Genomic DNA, 16,516 nt, shown 5'->3' with positions numbered 1-16,516 from the left:
CACAAGACCAGTGGAAGGTTTAGCAACGTAACTTTGGCATTTCACGCCAAACCGCAAAAGCAGCGACTTGCCCGCTCATCATGCCCGGGACTGACCTGTCTCCCATTGACCGGTCACACGCATCAACAAAGTTATGCAACAGAACAATATCCTTACCCTAGGCTAAAAAACCAGCTCCTTTAGGAACCGGTTTTAGAGCGGGTCAAGTGCCAGGTGTTCGCTGATCCATCAAGCCTGGCGCTGGTAAGGTGTTTGTTTTATTCTTGTTCATGGTCCATTTCTTCATCGCTGTCCTGGTTCATGTCATGGGCGTCTTCGCCGTTTTGCTTCATCATTTCCTTTTTCTTTTGCATGCGTTCATTCGCTTCCTCGTTCACTGCTTCCATTGAAGTCAGCATGGCTTGGAGCTCTTCATGTTGTTCAGCCCATGCCTTTGCATCTTCTTCATTTTTAAAAAGGGCCACGCCGTATTTCATTGGTGTTTTAATATCAGCCTTTACCGGTACTGCTTCCTCTGCAGGAATCCATTCTTTCGTGTTATAGTCGCGGACCCATGCAGCAGCCGGCTCCCCATCGGTTTCATGTTCGTGATTAAGCAGGCATCCGATATCATCAAAGTAAAGATGTTCTCCGTCCTCTGTAACCATTTGAGCCGTATGGGCGCCCATCTCATGCTCCTGACCGTAGACTTTCATGTTGCAAAACGCGCACTTATCATCAGCGGAAGGTTCTTTCGGCTCAACTGCAGCGCTATTGACTTCTTCAGATCCGGCGTTCTCTTCGGATTGCTCCTGTTCTGCAGCTGTCTCTTTTTCATTTCCTGCTTCATCACTTGTACCGCACCCGGCGGCAAAAATAAGGCTGACCAGCACCATTCCGATCGCTGCTATCCATTTTTTCATATTCATCCCCCTGGTTTGCTATATTTTTACGATTGCAATGATAGAATAACAGGTATATGTGTCTGAAGTGTGAAAGCCATTTATGGGAACTTTGAAATTTTACTGAAACAGATGAAAACTTTTCACTCAATCCACACAAGTCACCGTTATAATAATAGCTAGTATGGAAAGAAAGGGGGAAGATGGTGAAACCGGTTTATTATGTTATGTGGTGGCTCATTATATTGATGCTCGCGGGCTGTCAGGGAGAGACATTTACAAAAGTGCCGAAGGATGGATCCGTGCTCATTTCTGCAGACATACTGGATCACCGTTTGACCTTCACGAACACGGAAAATGGGGAAAATACGGCTGTCTGGGAGCTTGAAGAGCCATTTACCGGGGCATTGCTGCTTCCGGATCACAATACACTCATCATTTATGGGCCAAAAATGGAAGAAGTTCTTGTTTACAATATGCAAAAGGGCACACCATCAGGTAAGTGGGATACAGGAAAAGGGATTGTCAATGCGAAGCTTAGCCGTGATGGTGCACATGTTCTTTTTGCTGACCAAAATCATGACACGCTAAGATTTTATTCGCTGGCAGGCCATGAAGAAGGTGAAATAAAGACAGGTAAGTCACCGCTTACCATTTTACCTCATAAAGAAGAGAACATCGTTTATGTGGTGAACTTCCACGAACCGACTGTCTCTGTAGTTGATACAAACCTGATGAAAGTGACAAGGGAAATAGAGGTTGAGCCAGCTTCGACAGGCGGGGTGCTTATCGAAGAACTGGACGAGCTCTGGCTCGGCGGCCATGGGGAAGGCACTGAACTGCAGCAATCGGTCGCAGTCTATAATGCAGGGAGCGGAGAAAAAACAGCCGAAGTTAAGGCACCCGTGATGCCTGTAGATCTTACCCGCCATAACGGCCATTTATATGTTTTAAGCCATGGGTCCAACGAGTTAAGAAAAATCGATCCCGATTCCAAGAAAATTATCGATACAACTGTAATTGGCGCAAATCCGTTTGAAATCATATCGGCAGAAGAAAGACTGTACCTGGCCAGCTATGACAGCGGGGAAGTTTTTTCGGTAGATCCTGACACGCTCGAAATAATTGATCAGTATAAAGTGGGACGGGGACCGTTCCAATTAATTTACAGGGGGGCGAACAGATAATGACTCCAACAAAAATATTAATTGTAGATGATGAACCGGATATGAGGGAATTGATCCGCATGTATCTTGAGAAGGATCATTATGAATGTATAGAAGCCGGTGACGGCAATGAAGCACTCAAGCTGATGGACAAAGAACATTTTGATTTGATCATCCTGGATATCATGATGCCTGAATTGGACGGGATCACCTTTACGATGAAAGTAAGGGAGCATTCCAATATTCCGATCATTTTCCTGACAGCCAGAGGGGATGAATGGGATAAAGTATACGGTCTTAAAATCGGTGCGGATGACTACATTGTCAAACCGTTCAGCCCGACTGAGCTGAGCGCCAGGGTACAGGCTGTCCTGCGCCGCACCCAGGGTCCACATATAAGTGACGGCAAGTTTGAAAAGCATGGCCCGATTGAAATCAACGAATCGGGACGCAAGGTGAAAAACGATGGCGAAGTCGTATCGCTTACCCTGAAAGAATTCGATTTGCTGCAGTTTTTCATCAAACACGAGGGACAGGTGCTGAGCAGGGAACAGCTGCTCGAAAAAATCTGGGGCTATGAGTATATCGGCAGTGTGCGCACGGTTGATACACATGTTAAAACATTGCGCCTGAAGCTCGGTGACAGCGGCAAACTCATTCAAACGGTGTGGGGAATCGGATATAAATTTGAGGTGTAAGCCATGAAGCGATTTCCATTGTCCCTTCACCAGAAGCTCTTTTTTACCATCAGTTTCATCATCTTGCTGACGGTGATTTTTTCCTATTCATTAATGAATTATATATATGAAGACCTGTATGTCCAGGAAGTGGAAACGTCACTGCTGGAAGAGGGGAAGCGGCTCGCAGGCGAGTATGAAGGCGGGGAGATTCCGCAGGAGCTTTATGACCGGGTGGAATGGTATAATTCCGTTTCCGAATCGGAAGTGTTCCTTGTCGATAATCCGCGCGAATTGAGCGCCTGTCTCCCTTTTGACATCGACTACCATTCATTGATCGGGGAGGAAGAGCGCCTTCAGCTTCTGAGTGGCGAAGCTGTCGTGAAGGATGGTTTTGAAGAGCGGTTTGACCGGCAAATCACCGGTGTCATTATTCCGCTGCTTGAAGACGAACGGCTTCAGGGAGTCATCTATTTGTACGTTCCAATCGCTTCAATTGAAGAGGTGTTCAAAAAGCCCCAGCTTTTCCTGTTTATCGGCATTCTCGTATTCGTGCTGCTCGCCATCATCGTCGGGCATCAGATTATAAGCAAACTGACAAAACCGCTCGCTGAGATGGAAAAAATCACGCACCATATGGCGCGCGGCGATTTCAGCAGGCGGGTTGAAATAGATACTTCCGATGAGGTCGGACGGCTGGGCGGGTCCTTTAACCGCATGGCTGAGGCGCTGTCGCAGGTCGACAGCAGCCGCAAGGAATTTCTGGCAAACGTGTCACACGAACTAAGAACGCCGATCAGTTATGTAAAAGGCTACAGTGAGGCACTGATAGACGGCGTCGTCTCAAAAAAAGAGGAGCGGAAGAAGTATTTGCGGCTTATCAACCGAGAAGCCGGCAGGATGCAGCGCCTTGTCCGTGATTTGCTCGATTTAGCCCAAATGGAAGGCCAGTCCTATCCTTTGAAAAAAACCCCGCTGTCACTTGCCCAGCTCATTAATGAAACACTGGAAAAATATGAACCATTTCTTAATGAGAAACAGATCCCCCTTAAAACGAATCTTGATGACGGTGTCATTGTGATGGGGGATGAGGACCGCCTCGAGCAGGTCATCCAGAATATCATGGATAACGCCATCCGCTATACTCCTGAAGGCGGAACGATCAAGGTTGACCTCGTTGAAAAAGACGGGGAAACCGAGCTGTCGATCACGGACAGCGGGCCGGGGATTTCAAGTGAGGACATCGCCCGCATCGGCGAGCGTTTTTACCGGGTCGACAAGGCGCGCTCCCGTAGTGCAGGCGGAACGGGCCTTGGCATGGCGATTGTGAAGCAAATCCTCGTTCTCCATCACGGGAAACTGGAAATTGAAAGTGAAGAGGGAAAAGGCACGACGATGAAGGTTGTGCTGCCGGTGCTTGAGGATGAGGAGTGAATTCCGCTGAAAATAAAACAAGTTTGATGCAATTGAGCATGCGGTCGAGTGGCTGCATGCTTTTTGTGTTGTGGAAAATTGGCCAGCAAGGAAATGTTTCGGGGCTGTGGACAAATTTAAGACTATGGATAAGGGCAACTGCGCCTTTGTCTTCGTTTAATGCCCGCCAGTCGGCGAGTTCATTTTGAAATCTGCCCGGCGGTAATGTAAAAAAAGAAAAACGGCCGATTTTGCAAAATAAATGATTCTGTTAAAAGAAGGCTGTGTTAAAGCACAATGTTGATTTTTTCACTAGTTGATTGGAGTGGAAGGTGCGAGACTCCGGCGGGATTAGCGGGACAGGTGAGACCCCGCAAGAGAGATAGCGATCAGGAGGCTCACCGCCCGCCCCGCGGCAAAGAAGACACCGTGAGTGCGACCGGAGGGAAGCAGAAACGGATGTCGCACTTGTGCCCTTGGTTGAAAGCGAGTACCTGCAACGGAAATCAACACTAGCGTTTAACAGAGCCTAAAAGAAAAAAGCCGAATTTTTAAAGATAAAAAACCAGAATTGAAAATAACAGCAGCCAGCACTGCCCAAAATGAAAAGCCGTGTGGCTCCAGACCGTTACAAGACGGAGTTTAAAAATAACAATAACAGCCGACTCAAACCGTATTCTCACCGACTTCCTTACTTATTCAAATGAACGTTTGACTGATAAGTGTAATAAGATATACTATATTCAAGTGAGCATTTGAATAAGGACGGAGTGAGAAGATGGGCAGCAAAGATACTTGCGATATTTATTGTTACGATGAAAAAAAGGTCAACCGGATACAGGGTGACCTTCGAAATGCGAACATAACGGGTGTCGCCCGGCTGTTCAAAGCGCTTGCGGATGAAAACAGGGCAAAAATCGCCTATGCGCTATGCCGCAATGATGAATTATGCGTCTGCGATGTCGCCAATATCATCGGAGCGACTGTCGCGACAGCATCCCATCATCTGCGGACGCTTCATAAACAGGGGATTGTAAAATACCGGAAAGAAGGGAAGCTGGCATTTTACTCGCTTGACGATGAACATATCAGGCAGCTGATGCTGATTGCGCTGGAACACAAGGAGGAGGTGGAGACCAGTGTCTGAACAAACGGCAGCACAAGAAACGAAAACGTACCGTGTACAGGGATTCACCTGAGCAAGCTGCGCGAAAACGTTCGAGGAGAACGTGAAGCACCTGGAAGGTGTTTCTGATGCTAAAGTGAATTTTGGAGCTTCCAAAATAACGGTGACAGGAAGTGCCGCGATTGAAGCCGTCGAAAAGGCCGGCGCATTCGAAAATCTCAAATTGCGGCGTGAGAATGAACAGCCGGCTGAGCAGGAACCGTTTTGGAAACAAAAAGAAAATACGAAGGTATATATATCAGCTTTTTTACTGGCAGTCAGCTGGCTGCTGGGCGAGCAATATGGGGAAGGGCATATCGTTTCGACGATCGGATATGCCGCTGCCATCTTAATCGGCGGGTACTCGCTTTTTACAAAAGGGTTAAAAAACCTGACGAGGCTCAATTTCGATATGAGTACACTCATGACGATCGCGATCATTGGAGCTGCCCTCATCGGTGAATGGGGAGAAGGGGCAATGGTTGTCATTCTGTTTGCCATTAGTGAAGCGCTGGAACGCTATTCTATGGATAAGGCGCGCCAATCGATCGAATCATTGATGGACATTGCGCCGAAAGAAGCGTTAATCCGCCGCGGTAATGAAGAAATGATGATTCATGTCGATGATATTCAAGTGGGCGATATCATGATCGTAAAGCCCGGCCAAAAGCTCGCGATGGATGGAATAGTCGTTAAGGGCATCTCATCGATAAACCAGGCGGCCATTACCGGTGAAAGCGTCCCGGTAACGAAGAATGCAGATGATGAAGTCTTTGCCGGGACATTGAATGAGGAAGGCTTGCTTGAGGTGAAAGTGACAAAACGGGCAGAAGATACGACGATTGCAAAAATCATTCATCTCGTTGAGGAAGCCCAGGCGGAACGGGCACCTTCCCAGGCATTTGTTGATAAATTTGCGAAGTATTATACCCCGGCCATCATCGCATTGGCACTGTTGATTGTAATTGTGCCGCCGCTGTTTTTCGGGGCGGATTGGAGCAAATGGATTTATGAAGGGCTGGCCGTACTTGTTGTCGGCTGTCCATGTGCACTTGTCGTGTCCACGCCGGTCGCTGTTGTGACTGCAATCGGAAACGCTGCAAGAAACGGTGTGTTGATAAAAGGCGGCATTCATCTGGAAGAAGCGGGGGCGCTTAAAGCGATTGCCTTTGATAAAACAGGCACGCTGACAAAAGGGGTGCCTGCTGTCACCGATTTCATCGCGTACAGCGGAAATGAGAAAGACTTGCTCACAATAATGGCGGCCCTTGAGAAAGGATCGCAGCACCCGCTTGCTTCCGCTATCATGAGAAAAGCTGAAGCAGAGGGTGCGGACACTGGCGGAATAGCGGTGGAAAACTTCCAGTCCATCACGGGTAAAGGTGTAAAAGCAGAAATAAACGGTGAGGTTTATTTTGCCGGAAGTCCTGGCCTGTTCGGAGAATTGCACGGCAGTCTCAGTGATGAAATGAACGGACAGATTACAAAGATGCAGACTGACGGAAAAACCGTCATGCTCCTTGGTACCGAAAAACAGGTCCTGGCATTGATTGCTGCAGCGGATGAGTTGAGGGGAACATCAACAGAAGTCATCAACAGGCTGAACAAAATGGGCATCGAAACCGTCATGCTGACAGGGGACAATGAACGGACGGCTGCAGCGATCGGCAGCCTGGCCGGTGTTACAGACATCAAGTCCGATTTGCTCCCGCAGGATAAGCTGAACTTCATAAAAGAAATGCGGGCAAACCATCGGCGGGTTGCAATGGTAGGCGACGGTGTGAATGATGCGCCGGCATTGGCCGCATCGACAGTAGGTGTTGCCATGGGCGGGGCAGGAACAGATACTGCCCTGGAAACGGCTGATATTGCGCTCATGTCTGATGATCTGGAGAAACTCCCTTATACAATCAAGCTGAGCCGAAATGCATTGAAGATCATTAAGCAAAATATCACGTTTTCACTGGTCGTCAAAGCACTTGCATTGCTGCTGGTCATCCCTGGCTGGCTCACCCTATGGATCGCAATATTTGCGGATATGGGGGCAACCTTGCTTGTGACACTGAACAGTTTGCGTTTATTAAACGTTAAAGATAAATAGGGTGCTAAAAAAAGATGGTCCCGTGCACGTATGCACGGGACCATCTTTTTTCCATTTTAATTGCGGCAAACGATTTTGCCGAGACGCTCGGTCAGTTTGGTGTTTTCACGGTAATCAACCGGACACTCGATCACAACCGGGCCATTTGCCTGCAGTGCCTTTTCAAGTGTCGGCTTCAGTTCTTTTTCATCCTCAATGCGATGTCCTTCCGCACCATAAGCTTCAGCAAGTTTTACAAAATCCGGATTGCCGAAGTCGACGTTGGATTTCCGGTCGAATTCATTCATTTGCTTCCATCCGATCAAGCCGTAGCTGTTATCCTTCCATACCATGACGACAAGCGGAAGTTCAAGGCGCACTGCTGTTTCAAGTTCTTCGCCTGTCATGAGGAATGCACCGTCACCTGCTACTGCAACGACTTTGCTGTCGGGTTTCGCCAGTTTGGCTCCAATCGCTCCCGGCAGAGCGATTCCCATCGATGCGAGCCCATTTGAAATCAGGCATGTATTCGGTTTGTAGCAATGATACATGCGGGCGATCCACATTTTATGGGCGCCGGTGTCAGACAACAGGATATCATCTTCGCCCAGGACGGAACGCAGGTCTGAAATGATGCGCTGCGGTTTTATCGGGAAGCTGTCGTCATTTGCATAATCTTCGATTTCGTCCAGGATCTTTTTCCTTAGCTCTGCATAATGTTCGTTTTTTTCAGAGCGTTTATCCGCTGTTTCTGCCAGTTTACGGAGATTGGCGCTGATATCGCCGACAACGTTGAGTTTTACAGGGTAGTGTGCATCTGTTTCTGCTTCCTCCGTATCGATATGGAGCACCGGCGTGTCCGCTTCCGGGTTCCAGTTTTTCGGCGGATATTCAACCATATCGTATCCGACGGCTATAATCAGGTCGGCATGTTCAAATCCGCAGTTGATATAATCTTTTCCGCCCAGCCCTGATGTCAGCAGGCTCAGGTCATGCGTATAAGGGAGTGCGCCTTTCCCCATGAACGTATGGGTCACATGGACCTGCAGTTTTTCAGCAAGGGCCTGGAGGTCTTCTGAGGCTCCACCACGTGTCACGCCGTTACCGGCCATGATCAGCGGCTGTTTGGCATTCTTGATCAAGTCGGCCGCTTCTTTGATGGTGCTGTCTGAAGCTTCAGATGTATGGTGGTTCATTTTAGGAAGCTCTTTGTATTCCACATCCATATCCGCAATATCTTCCGGAAGGACGATATGGGTTGCGCCCGGTTTTTCGGCCGTTGCAAGGTGATACGCCTTGCGGACAACACCCGGGATGATTTCCGGATCATCGACTGAAGTATTCCATTTTGTGACGGTATTGTACATTTCCTTCAAGTCATATACCTGGTGGGAATGGATCCCTTTATACTGGCGCTCAAGGTCGGCCTGTCCGGTGATGGCGATCATCGGGGACAGATCCATATTTGAATTGGCGACACCTGTCATCATGTTTGTCGCACCGGGTCCGAGTGTGGCAAGGCTGACACCGGGTTTGCCGGTGAGCCTGCCCATTGTGCCGGCCATATAAGCCGCCCCGGTTTCATGCCTGGTCGTAACAAACTTCATATCAGATGCCAATAGGGCATCCATGAAATCGATGTTTTCTTCTCCGGGAACGCCAAAAATATATTCAATGCCTTCTGCTTCGAGATTTTTCACCATTAACTCTGCTGCTTTCACGTTTCTCGTCACCTCTCCCTAAAAATGGTCTACTATTTCTCATTCCTCTTATGATCCAAAACCAAACGGTAAATGAAGGGGGAGGGGAGAGAATGCCTGGCAATTGCCTGGCACTTCCCAGGCAATTGCCAGGCAAATGTTAATGAAATGCGATATACCTATATGTGCGCAACTATGGTAAGATATTGCCAATTCTAAAAAAAAGGGAGGCGGTTTGATGGAGGAGCACGTATATCTTGCGAAGCCGTCAATGGAATTGGAGGAGGCATATCTTTCATTCTACCGCGAATGGAAGGACAGCGGGGAAAATATGGTGCCATGGGTCATTTCCAAGGATCCTGAAGACTTTGAAGCGATGATTCGGTCCCTGGAGGATCAAGCTGAAGGAAAAGGACTTCCTGAAGGATGGGTGCCGGATTCGACCTACTGGCTTGTAGGTGAAGATATGAAAGTGCTTGGTGCTGTAAATATCCGCCATTCACTGACGGAACAGCTGAAAAATGCTGGCGGCCATATCGGTTACGGAATCCGTCCATCCGAACGAAGAAAGGGATATGCCACACGGCTGCTTGCCCTTTCCCTTGAGAAAGCGGGGGAGATTGGCATCGGTAAAGTACTCGTCGTCTGCGATGAAGATAACATTGCCTCCGCTAAAACGATACAGAATAACGGCGGTGTCCCTGACGATGACTACGTTGAAGAAGACGGCAATATCGTTAAGCGATTCTGGATTGATGTTTCTGGTGAGTGACCAAACATTTTGAAAATCAAAAGTGAAATTCAAAGACAAACCGCTCCGCCGGCAGGGTCCTAGACTGCTGAAGGAGCGGTTTTGTTGTCGACAAATACCGACAAGTGACAGGCACCGCTACGCAAAGTGATGTGAAATATCATCAAGTGTGTCCGGATTGCCGGAGATGAGCAGGTGATCGCCTTCTTTCAACCGGGTATCGCCGTGAGGGAGGATGAATTGCCCTTCCCGGACAATATGGAGGATAAGGGCATCACCGAGAAATTGTATCTGTTTGAGCAGCATGTTGTCATAAAAATGGTTTCCGATCAGGATTTCCCGAATCTGATGCGGGCCCTCTGAAAGCAAAGTCAGCATCGCGGGTTGGTCAACGAGTGTTCTCAGCACTATGGCGGAAGATTTTTCGGGTGAAAACACACGGATTCCATGCAGTCCAAGCTCATCTTGAATAGATGAGTTCTCCAATTTTGCGACAACGTCATGAATCCCATGTTCGCGGGCATACCCGGCAATGGCCGCATTTTTACCGTCATCGGCAGTAGCGGCAATTAGTTTATCCGCGTTAAAAGCACCCTTCTTTTCAAGTGTCTCAACCTGAAAAGATGAAACGAGCACAACTTCAAAATTATGGGTTTCATCGCGATTGAGCGGGTGGTCACTGTAGACTTTGACGATATGCGGACTGTTGGATAACTCCAGTGAGAGCGGAAGAGTCAGGCTGTTCGCTCCGATAATGCTGTAAACGTTGTGAACATGAAGCGTTTCGTTTGGCACCAACCTGTTGAAGGCGACCGGTGAAACAAGACAAGTCGTGACCGCAACGAGGATAAGCGCCCCATTCAATGCAGAACTGATGATGCCGGCATCATACGCAATCCGTGCCGCCGCAATGACAAGGCTCAATTTCGAAGTCGAAAGCAAACCGGCTGCGAGCGCTTTTTTCCATGAATACCATCTGGCAAGAACAATCGAAGGGACCAGCTTTGCTATGTACATATAAACGAGCAGAACGGGCATTAACAGCAAAACCGTTTTATTATCGATGATGGCCTGCAGGTCAAGCCGCACCCCTACCATCACAAAGAAAATAGGAATCAAAAAACCGTAGCCGAATGAATCAAGCTGATGCCGGAACTCCTGCTGCGGCCTTAGCAAGGAAATGATGATACCGGCTAAAAACGCACCGAATATCGCTTCCGCACCAAGGCGTTCTGACAGTCCGGCAAACAGCAGGACAAGGGCAAAAACGCCTCTTGTGCCAAGCTGGACGGTAGCTGTTTTCATCAGTTTGTCAATAAAAGGGATGTGAAGGGTCCGTTTCACTGACCGGTAAATGACGAACATCGCGATAAACAGAAGCAGGAGCAGGGGAATTCTGAGCGGTTCACCAGCACGGATCATTAAATAAGCGGTAAGCAGCAGCATTGTCGCAAAATCAGCAACTGTTGCTGTCATGAGGAGGGTCTGTCCGTAATGGTTCCCGAGAAGCTGCCTTTCTTTTAAGACGGGCAGCACGACACCAAGGGAGATTGTCGTAATGATAAGTGCCATTAACGGCGCTTCTTTGATCAGCCCGAACCAGACAAGGGTGAGGGATAGTACATAGGAAACCGAAACAATCAATCCAAACATCAGCAGGCCCAGCAAAAATGGATGCGGCTTTATGCTGTCGTTCTCTTCTTTGAATGCTTTCGGTTCAAAACTTATTTCAAGCCCGCTCAAAAACATAAGAAACAGAAAACCGAGAGCGGCCAGCAGCTCTAGCCACGGGTCTTCCTGGACAAGGTTGAGTCCGCTCTGCCCGACAATCAGGCCGGCGGCAATTTCAGCGACAACGACAGGGATCATCCGTAAATGAAAGCGCTGGAGAAAAATCGGAATGAAAAAAGCGATTGCGAGCACAAGGATCAGTGAGGTCATTGAGTGGTGATCCATGGGGACCGCCTCCATTTGAAAAAATATATCCTTATAGTTTTATTATAAATGCAAATCGGTATATTTGGAGAGCGATCCTTAAAAATTGATGTTAATGTGTGAGGTTGAGTCATGCTATATATAATTTGCAAAGGAGGTATGATATGAAACACGGAAATTTGCAACGGGTGAATTTAACTTGGAATTGATTGTTGTTCTATAAGTGGGAGTTTATTAATCACGGAACAATTTCAAAAACACTACCCTGGTTAAAGTCAGTCACTTTCATAGAGCCATTAACCCCTAAATATAAACTGGTTTGGCCCAGGCTCGCACCCAGACTAACGTAATAAGCAGATTCGGAGCCAAAATTATAATCGGTTTCTATAACACTAAAATCACTTAGTTTGCAATCCGGCCTCACTCTCGTATAAGCTAAAACTCCTTTAACCGGAGTTTGAGATTCATCCTTCCGGGCAAGGTCGGTAAACACAACCGACCCTGTTAAAGCCGGGATTTCTCTCCCCATGTATGGATGGACGCCTGTAAGTGCAGTTCCCGCAAACTTATCGGGGCGGGGATCTTTATGAAAACAACTAGTTAAAGGCTGAATTCGCTTTACTGACGTTTTAATGGCTTCGTTGTAATAAACGATAATCTTTTCGTCCACATCCGCATTTGCAGAGCAGTTCCTCACAATTGAAGTGGGAAAAGCACCTTCCCATCCCCGCCAGCCGAAGTTAATCAGTCCCTCCTGATCAAGTTCAGCGTTCATTAAAGAAGCTTGAACGAGCTGGGTAACCGGTATCGGTTTATAATGAACAAATGAAAAAATCGACTCTACCAGATCCTGCCCGACATTCCCGGCATATTTAATATACTGATTGCCATACCTTTGATAAGAAATCCCCGGGATATTGCGGACCCCTCTGGCAATAACCGTAAGTGTTTCCTGAATAGGTGCAGGCAGTTCATTAAAACGTGTGGCTGCGGGCGGGTTTTCGATAGATGTATGTTTGCCTACATCAATTTCAATAATTTTACCCGCGATTTCCATCTCGTCCTGGCTTAAATTAAAAGGATCATAGCCCGATCCGCCATCTCCGCTTGTTAACACAAGTTTTCCTGTTTCAGGTGAAAAGGTTAAGTTGTTGACACCGTTGTGATTGTAAAAGGGCCTTCTTAAATTAAGCAATGTCCGTCTTTTTCGGGGCTGGCCATTCGATGTCAAACGCCATTCTTCAATTGTGTCGATATGATCATATTGCGTATCCCTGTTTGTCCACCTCAGGTTTAACGTCTCGGGGTCACACGGATCAGGCTTAAAAGAGTCAGGAAGAGCACCGGGGCCCTGTGTTCCGGCAACTGAATAATAAAGATAAAACAAGCCGTTATAGTAAAACTCCGGATGAAACGCCAGGCCCAGCAATCCGCGCTCATCGTATCCATCCAGTTTTATGATCCGCGGACGGATGTCCAAAAAAGTCCTGATGTCCCCATTACCGATGTAAAAGATTTCCCCTGTCTGGGTTGCAATAAATAATCTTTCCATGGAGTCACCCGGAAGTACAGCTGTTTTCAGTACAGTAGGCAAATTAATTCGATTTACGATGGGACGTAATCTGACTTTAACTTTGCTCAAATGATTTTACACCCCTTCTACTTATCTTCTTTTAAAAGAGTATGATTAGGCGTGTTCAAATAGCACGAATCAGGGCTTTTCAAGGCATTGCCCATTTCCGTGCCGTATTCATGCCAGGGGCGATTTCGGTACATATTGACTTTCCGGTCTCCTTAACATTTTATGTACAAAAATGTTTGCATCATTTCCCAGCATAAACTTTTTTCTAGCTGCATTGCCTATTATGGGGGTGTAAGATGCGGACATTTTTCAAGAAAGCAACGACGAGTGGTGCGGAAGATGGGGTCATTCCGACTATTGACGGCTATTCCAACACAATGCGGCTTGTAGTTGGTGCACTTTTAGGGTCAATAGCTGTTATTTTTCAATCTGCGGGTATTTACACTGGTTTTGGTTATGTGCTTAGTATGATGAGCACCGGTCCCCTTGTGCTTGCCAGCCTGTTGGCACTCAGAATAGGGGTGATGACTTATTTCACAACCATCTTTCTTTTGGCGATGTTCCAGCCAAGTGAGGTTTTGGTGTTCACCTTTACTACAGGATTATTAGGACTCAGTTTAGGCATTGGCCTTAAGTATTTAAAGAGAGGCATAATTATTATTCCATTTGCAGCTTTGTGTTTGACACTGGGTATAAGTGTTTTATTGTATGGATTTAAGTTTCCTATACTGGGGCCATCGGTAACATCCAGCTTTAATGGTATGGTTCTTTTAGGGACGTTAGCTTTTTCTGTACTCTACAGCTGGATTTGGAAGAGATTAAGTATCTCTGGTTTCAAACTCCTGAATAAAGTTATTTCACGTTGAGGACTTTTGGAAAATAAGGTTCACATCTTTGAAAGAAGCAGGTAGAGATATCTGCTTCTTCTTTATGATTGAAGTGTCGGATTGACGGGAGTGTACTGAACGATATCATTTTTCTATGTAAGGGACTTTGTATATCAAGTGACTTCATGGAAGGAAGACCTTTTACATGACGAAAACAACAAAAAAAGCAATTGGAGAAGGAAGTTTATAAGGTGAAATGGAAAGAAGTTATAATGCCAGAATTGGCCATAATAACATTCGTGGAATAGAGAGAAATAAGATAGTGGAGATGATGAAGATGCAATTAGATTTAGAAAGCGCACTTAAGTTGCGAAAAAGCGGTAAAAATGAAGAATCTAACGACTTACTTATACAACTGGCCAAGGAATTCCCTGATAATGCATCAATTAACTATCAGTGTGGCTGGAGTTTTGATTTAGTAGGAGACGAATCGAAAGCAGTCTTCTTTTATGAAAATGCAATAAACATGGGGCTCTCTTCTGAAGAATTGGAAGGGGCAATATTGAAATTAGGCAGTACCTATCGAACATTAGGAGAATACCAGAAATCTAAGGACGTTCTTATCAAGGGAATTGAATTATTTCCTAATAATAGAGCAATTCAAGTGTTCTATGCGATGACCCTATATAATTTAAAAAAGCACGAAAAGGCAATGGAACTATTATTAAAAGTTTTGATAAATACAACAGAGAATGAAGAAATCTGAATTATAAAAAAGCAATAGAGTTCTATTCTGGCAAATTGGATGAGACCTGGAATTAATCTTCCCTGTTAGCTAGTCCCGCAGAAGACTTATGCCTACTGCTCCGACCCACTTAGTTATTTTGTTGAATTAGAAAGTGATTATCTAATCAGCACTAGCTCTAATGCTGTGTCGTCAGGATGATGAACCTCAGAATAGAATCTGATTGTTTTGCTTGCTCGTTTCTGATAATTAGACGGTATACGGTTCCTAACGCTATTTCTCACTCTTTAACAATAGTGAGTACAAGGGCTTGTGAAATATCATTAAGTGGTGATCCATAGGAGGCGCCCCCAGTTATGGATGTATCCTTAAAACTTCATTATAAATGCGGATATGAGGTAGAGGTATTCTATTCTTGATATCCAACTTCGTTCGAGAGATGAAGATTAAATAGCAGCATAACCAAAGGGGACTGATCCGGTGATTCATTTGTTTGAGAGGATGAAAACAGGCAATCAAAAGCAGATGAACGCGTATAAAGCGATTGATGAACTCAGGATACTTGAAGACTTGAGGTTATACAAACCTGTTCTTTGCGGAACCATTCCAATCGGTATCGACGTAGAAAGTTCTGATTTGGACATTATCATGGAGGTAAAAGAATTAAAGTCATTTCAACAAAAGCTATACGATCTATATGGCCGTCAGCATCGCTTTACACTGGAAAAAAAGATGATTAGAGAACGGCAAGTGGTTAAAGCCAATTTTATGTTCAAGGGTTTTATGTTCGAATTGTTTGGCCAGGACCAGCCGGTACATAATCAGAATGCGTATCTCCATACGCTCATCGAAGACGAACTGTTGAGAAAAAATCCACCCCTGAAGAATCAGGTTATTACATTGAAAAAACGAGGATACAAGACTGAATCAGCCTTTTGTGTTCTATTGGGTATTTCAGGAGATCCTTATGCTGGTCTGATTCGATATGGTATTGAGGAAGGAATAATCAAGGGGTAGAAAAAAGTCCTTATTCAAAAATTGTATTAATCAATACTGTTTTTTGAGCTGATGGTTACTTTTGATTGGAATGTATTCTACTTGTTTTTTATGGGGACTGTCTTCGGCCAGGGTGTAGGAGATATGAGATATAAATAATGGTGTTCTGTAGGGGGTGGAAGAATGTCCTTTCTTATTCCAATGGAACGAAATCGAATACTATTATTATTGGTTACGATTTCTGTTACTGTTATTTTAACTTCATGTAATCCAGGTGAACCTCTTATTATCACCGGTCAAGTGAATTCAATGACTGTTAATTGCTTGGATTCAGATACTGATATTCTTATAGATGATAAGAAAACTCTTCAGGAATTTGTTGAGAAAGTAAACAATGGTTCCAGAAACGGAACACATGAATTAGAACTGGCTGAAGGACATAAAGCAATACTAAACACTTCATCAAGCAACTATGACATGACCTTATATAACACTGGAAAAATTGTGGTTGATGGCTTTTATGTAGATGCTGATGTAGAGAATTTCTGTTCAGAGTAACAATACTGCTGTTATCCCTTACTGACATAAGAGTGCGCTC

At 45.8% G+C, this 16,516-nt stretch carries 13 protein-coding genes and 1 pseudogene; 10 read left to right on the top strand and 4 right to left on the bottom strand.

From position 1 onward, the window contains the following. Positions 1-257: 257 nt before the first annotated feature. Positions 258-902: a nitrous oxide reductase accessory protein NosL gene (locus tag A4U59_RS00650; RefSeq protein WP_070119370.1), complete on the bottom strand. Its 645-nt coding sequence runs from the start codon at positions 900-902 to the stop codon at positions 258-260. Between the two features lie 206 nt (positions 903-1,108). Here A4U59_RS00650 and A4U59_RS00645 point away from each other — a divergent pair, with 206 nt between their 5' ends. The 5 genes from A4U59_RS00645 (at position 1,109) to A4U59_RS00625 (ending at position 7,403) form a co-directional block, all read left to right on the top strand. After that, positions 1,109-2,068 carry a YncE family protein gene (locus tag A4U59_RS00645; protein WP_169823879.1) on the top strand — a complete coding sequence of 320 codons (960 nt, stop codon included), beginning with the start codon at positions 1,109-1,111 and terminating at the stop codon, positions 2,066-2,068. After that, positions 2,068-2,745 carry a response regulator transcription factor gene (locus A4U59_RS00640; RefSeq protein ID WP_070119368.1) on the top strand — a complete coding sequence of 226 codons (678 nt, stop codon included), beginning with the start codon at positions 2,068-2,070 and terminating at the stop codon, positions 2,743-2,745. Before A4U59_RS00645 ends, A4U59_RS00640 begins: the two co-directional genes overlap by 1 nt. A gap of 3 nt (positions 2,746-2,748) precedes the next feature. Next, complete coding sequence (locus A4U59_RS00635) at positions 2,749-4,158, top strand: sensor histidine kinase (RefSeq protein WP_070119367.1); 1,410 nt, start codon at positions 2,749-2,751, stop codon at positions 4,156-4,158. Between the two features lie 757 nt (positions 4,159-4,915). Then, the gene (locus A4U59_RS00630; RefSeq protein ID WP_070119366.1) at positions 4,916-5,284 is read left to right on the top strand and encodes an ArsR/SmtB family transcription factor; all 369 of its coding nucleotides are present in this window, start codon (positions 4,916-4,918) and stop codon (positions 5,282-5,284) included. Further along, complete coding sequence (locus tag A4U59_RS00625; protein ID WP_083270571.1) at positions 5,277-7,403, top strand: heavy metal translocating P-type ATPase; 2,127 nt, start codon at positions 5,277-5,279, stop codon at positions 7,401-7,403. Before A4U59_RS00630 ends, A4U59_RS00625 begins: the two co-directional genes overlap by 8 nt. 56 nt (positions 7,404-7,459) lie before the next feature. Here A4U59_RS00625 and A4U59_RS00620 read toward each other — a convergent pair whose 3' ends face one another. Beyond that, entirely contained in the window at positions 7,460-9,103 is a 1,644-nt protein-coding gene (locus A4U59_RS00620; protein WP_083270570.1) for an acetolactate synthase large subunit, read from the bottom strand. A gap of 217 nt (positions 9,104-9,320) precedes the next feature. Between A4U59_RS00620 and A4U59_RS00615 the strand changes: the two genes are divergently transcribed. Further along, positions 9,321-9,854, top strand: a complete 534-nt coding sequence (locus A4U59_RS00615) for a GNAT family N-acetyltransferase (protein ID WP_070119365.1) — start codon at positions 9,321-9,323, stop codon at positions 9,852-9,854. Positions 9,855-9,971: 117 nt separating this feature from the next. On the opposite strand, the gene A4U59_RS00610 is transcribed toward A4U59_RS00615, so the two are convergent. Then, positions 9,972-11,789: a monovalent cation:proton antiporter family protein gene (locus A4U59_RS00610; RefSeq protein ID WP_070119364.1), complete on the bottom strand. Its 1,818-nt coding sequence runs from the start codon at positions 11,787-11,789 to the stop codon at positions 9,972-9,974. 217 nt (positions 11,790-12,006) lie between these two features. After that, positions 12,007-13,410, bottom strand: coding sequence for a PQQ-dependent sugar dehydrogenase (locus tag A4U59_RS00605; RefSeq protein ID WP_070119363.1), 1,404 nt, complete (start codon positions 13,408-13,410; stop codon positions 12,007-12,009). A 236-nt stretch (positions 13,411-13,646) separates the two neighbouring features. Between A4U59_RS00605 and A4U59_RS00600 the strand changes: the two genes are divergently transcribed. From A4U59_RS00600 to A4U59_RS00585, 4 genes and pseudogenes are all read left to right on the top strand, one after another. After that, positions 13,647-14,216, top strand: a complete 570-nt coding sequence (locus tag A4U59_RS00600; protein WP_070119362.1) for a hypothetical protein — start codon at positions 13,647-13,649, stop codon at positions 14,214-14,216. Between the two features lie 298 nt (positions 14,217-14,514). Continuing rightward, positions 14,515-14,999, top strand: a pseudogene (locus A4U59_RS00595) (tetratricopeptide repeat protein). A 424-nt stretch (positions 15,000-15,423) separates the two neighbouring features. Then, a complete protein-coding gene (locus tag A4U59_RS00590) occupies positions 15,424-15,939 on the top strand; it encodes a DUF4269 domain-containing protein (protein WP_070119498.1) in 516 nt (171 codons plus the stop codon). 162 nt (positions 15,940-16,101) lie between these two features. Next, positions 16,102-16,476 (top strand): hypothetical protein, encoded by a 375-nt coding sequence (locus A4U59_RS00585; RefSeq protein ID WP_070119361.1) that lies wholly within the window; start codon positions 16,102-16,104, stop codon positions 16,474-16,476. Positions 16,477-16,516: the final 40 nt, after the last annotated feature.

The organism is Bacillus marinisedimentorum, assembly GCF_001644195.2.
Taxonomy (GTDB): Bacteria; Bacillota; Bacilli; order Bacillales; family Bacillaceae_O; genus Bacillus_BL; species Bacillus_BL marinisedimentorum.
This window is presented reverse-complemented; position numbering and strand designations above follow the sequence as displayed.

Excerpts from the sequence above, each read along its gene's own strand:
- A4U59_RS00650 (WP_070119370.1), bottom strand. The coding sequence starts at position 902 with ATGAAAAAATGGATAGCAGCGATCGGAATGGTGCTGGTCAGCCTTATT.
- A4U59_RS00645 (WP_169823879.1), top strand. The coding sequence starts at position 1,109 with ATGTGGTGGCTCATTATATTGATGCTCGCGGGCTGTCAGGGAGAGACA.
- A4U59_RS00640 (WP_070119368.1), top strand. The coding sequence starts at position 2,068 with ATGACTCCAACAAAAATATTAATTGTAGATGATGAACCGGATATGAGG.
- A4U59_RS00635 (WP_070119367.1), top strand. The coding sequence starts at position 2,749 with ATGAAGCGATTTCCATTGTCCCTTCACCAGAAGCTCTTTTTTACCATC.
- A4U59_RS00630 (WP_070119366.1), top strand. The coding sequence starts at position 4,916 with ATGGGCAGCAAAGATACTTGCGATATTTATTGTTACGATGAAAAAAAG.
- A4U59_RS00615 (WP_070119365.1), top strand. The coding sequence starts at position 9,321 with ATGGAGGAGCACGTATATCTTGCGAAGCCGTCAATGGAATTGGAGGAG.
- A4U59_RS00610 (WP_070119364.1), bottom strand. The coding sequence starts at position 11,789 with ATGGATCACCACTCAATGACCTCACTGATCCTTGTGCTCGCAATCGCT.
- A4U59_RS00600 (WP_070119362.1), top strand. The coding sequence starts at position 13,647 with ATGCGGACATTTTTCAAGAAAGCAACGACGAGTGGTGCGGAAGATGGG.
- A4U59_RS00590 (WP_070119498.1), top strand. The coding sequence starts at position 15,424 with ATGAAAACAGGCAATCAAAAGCAGATGAACGCGTATAAAGCGATTGAT.
- A4U59_RS00585 (WP_070119361.1), top strand. The coding sequence starts at position 16,102 with ATGTCCTTTCTTATTCCAATGGAACGAAATCGAATACTATTATTATTG.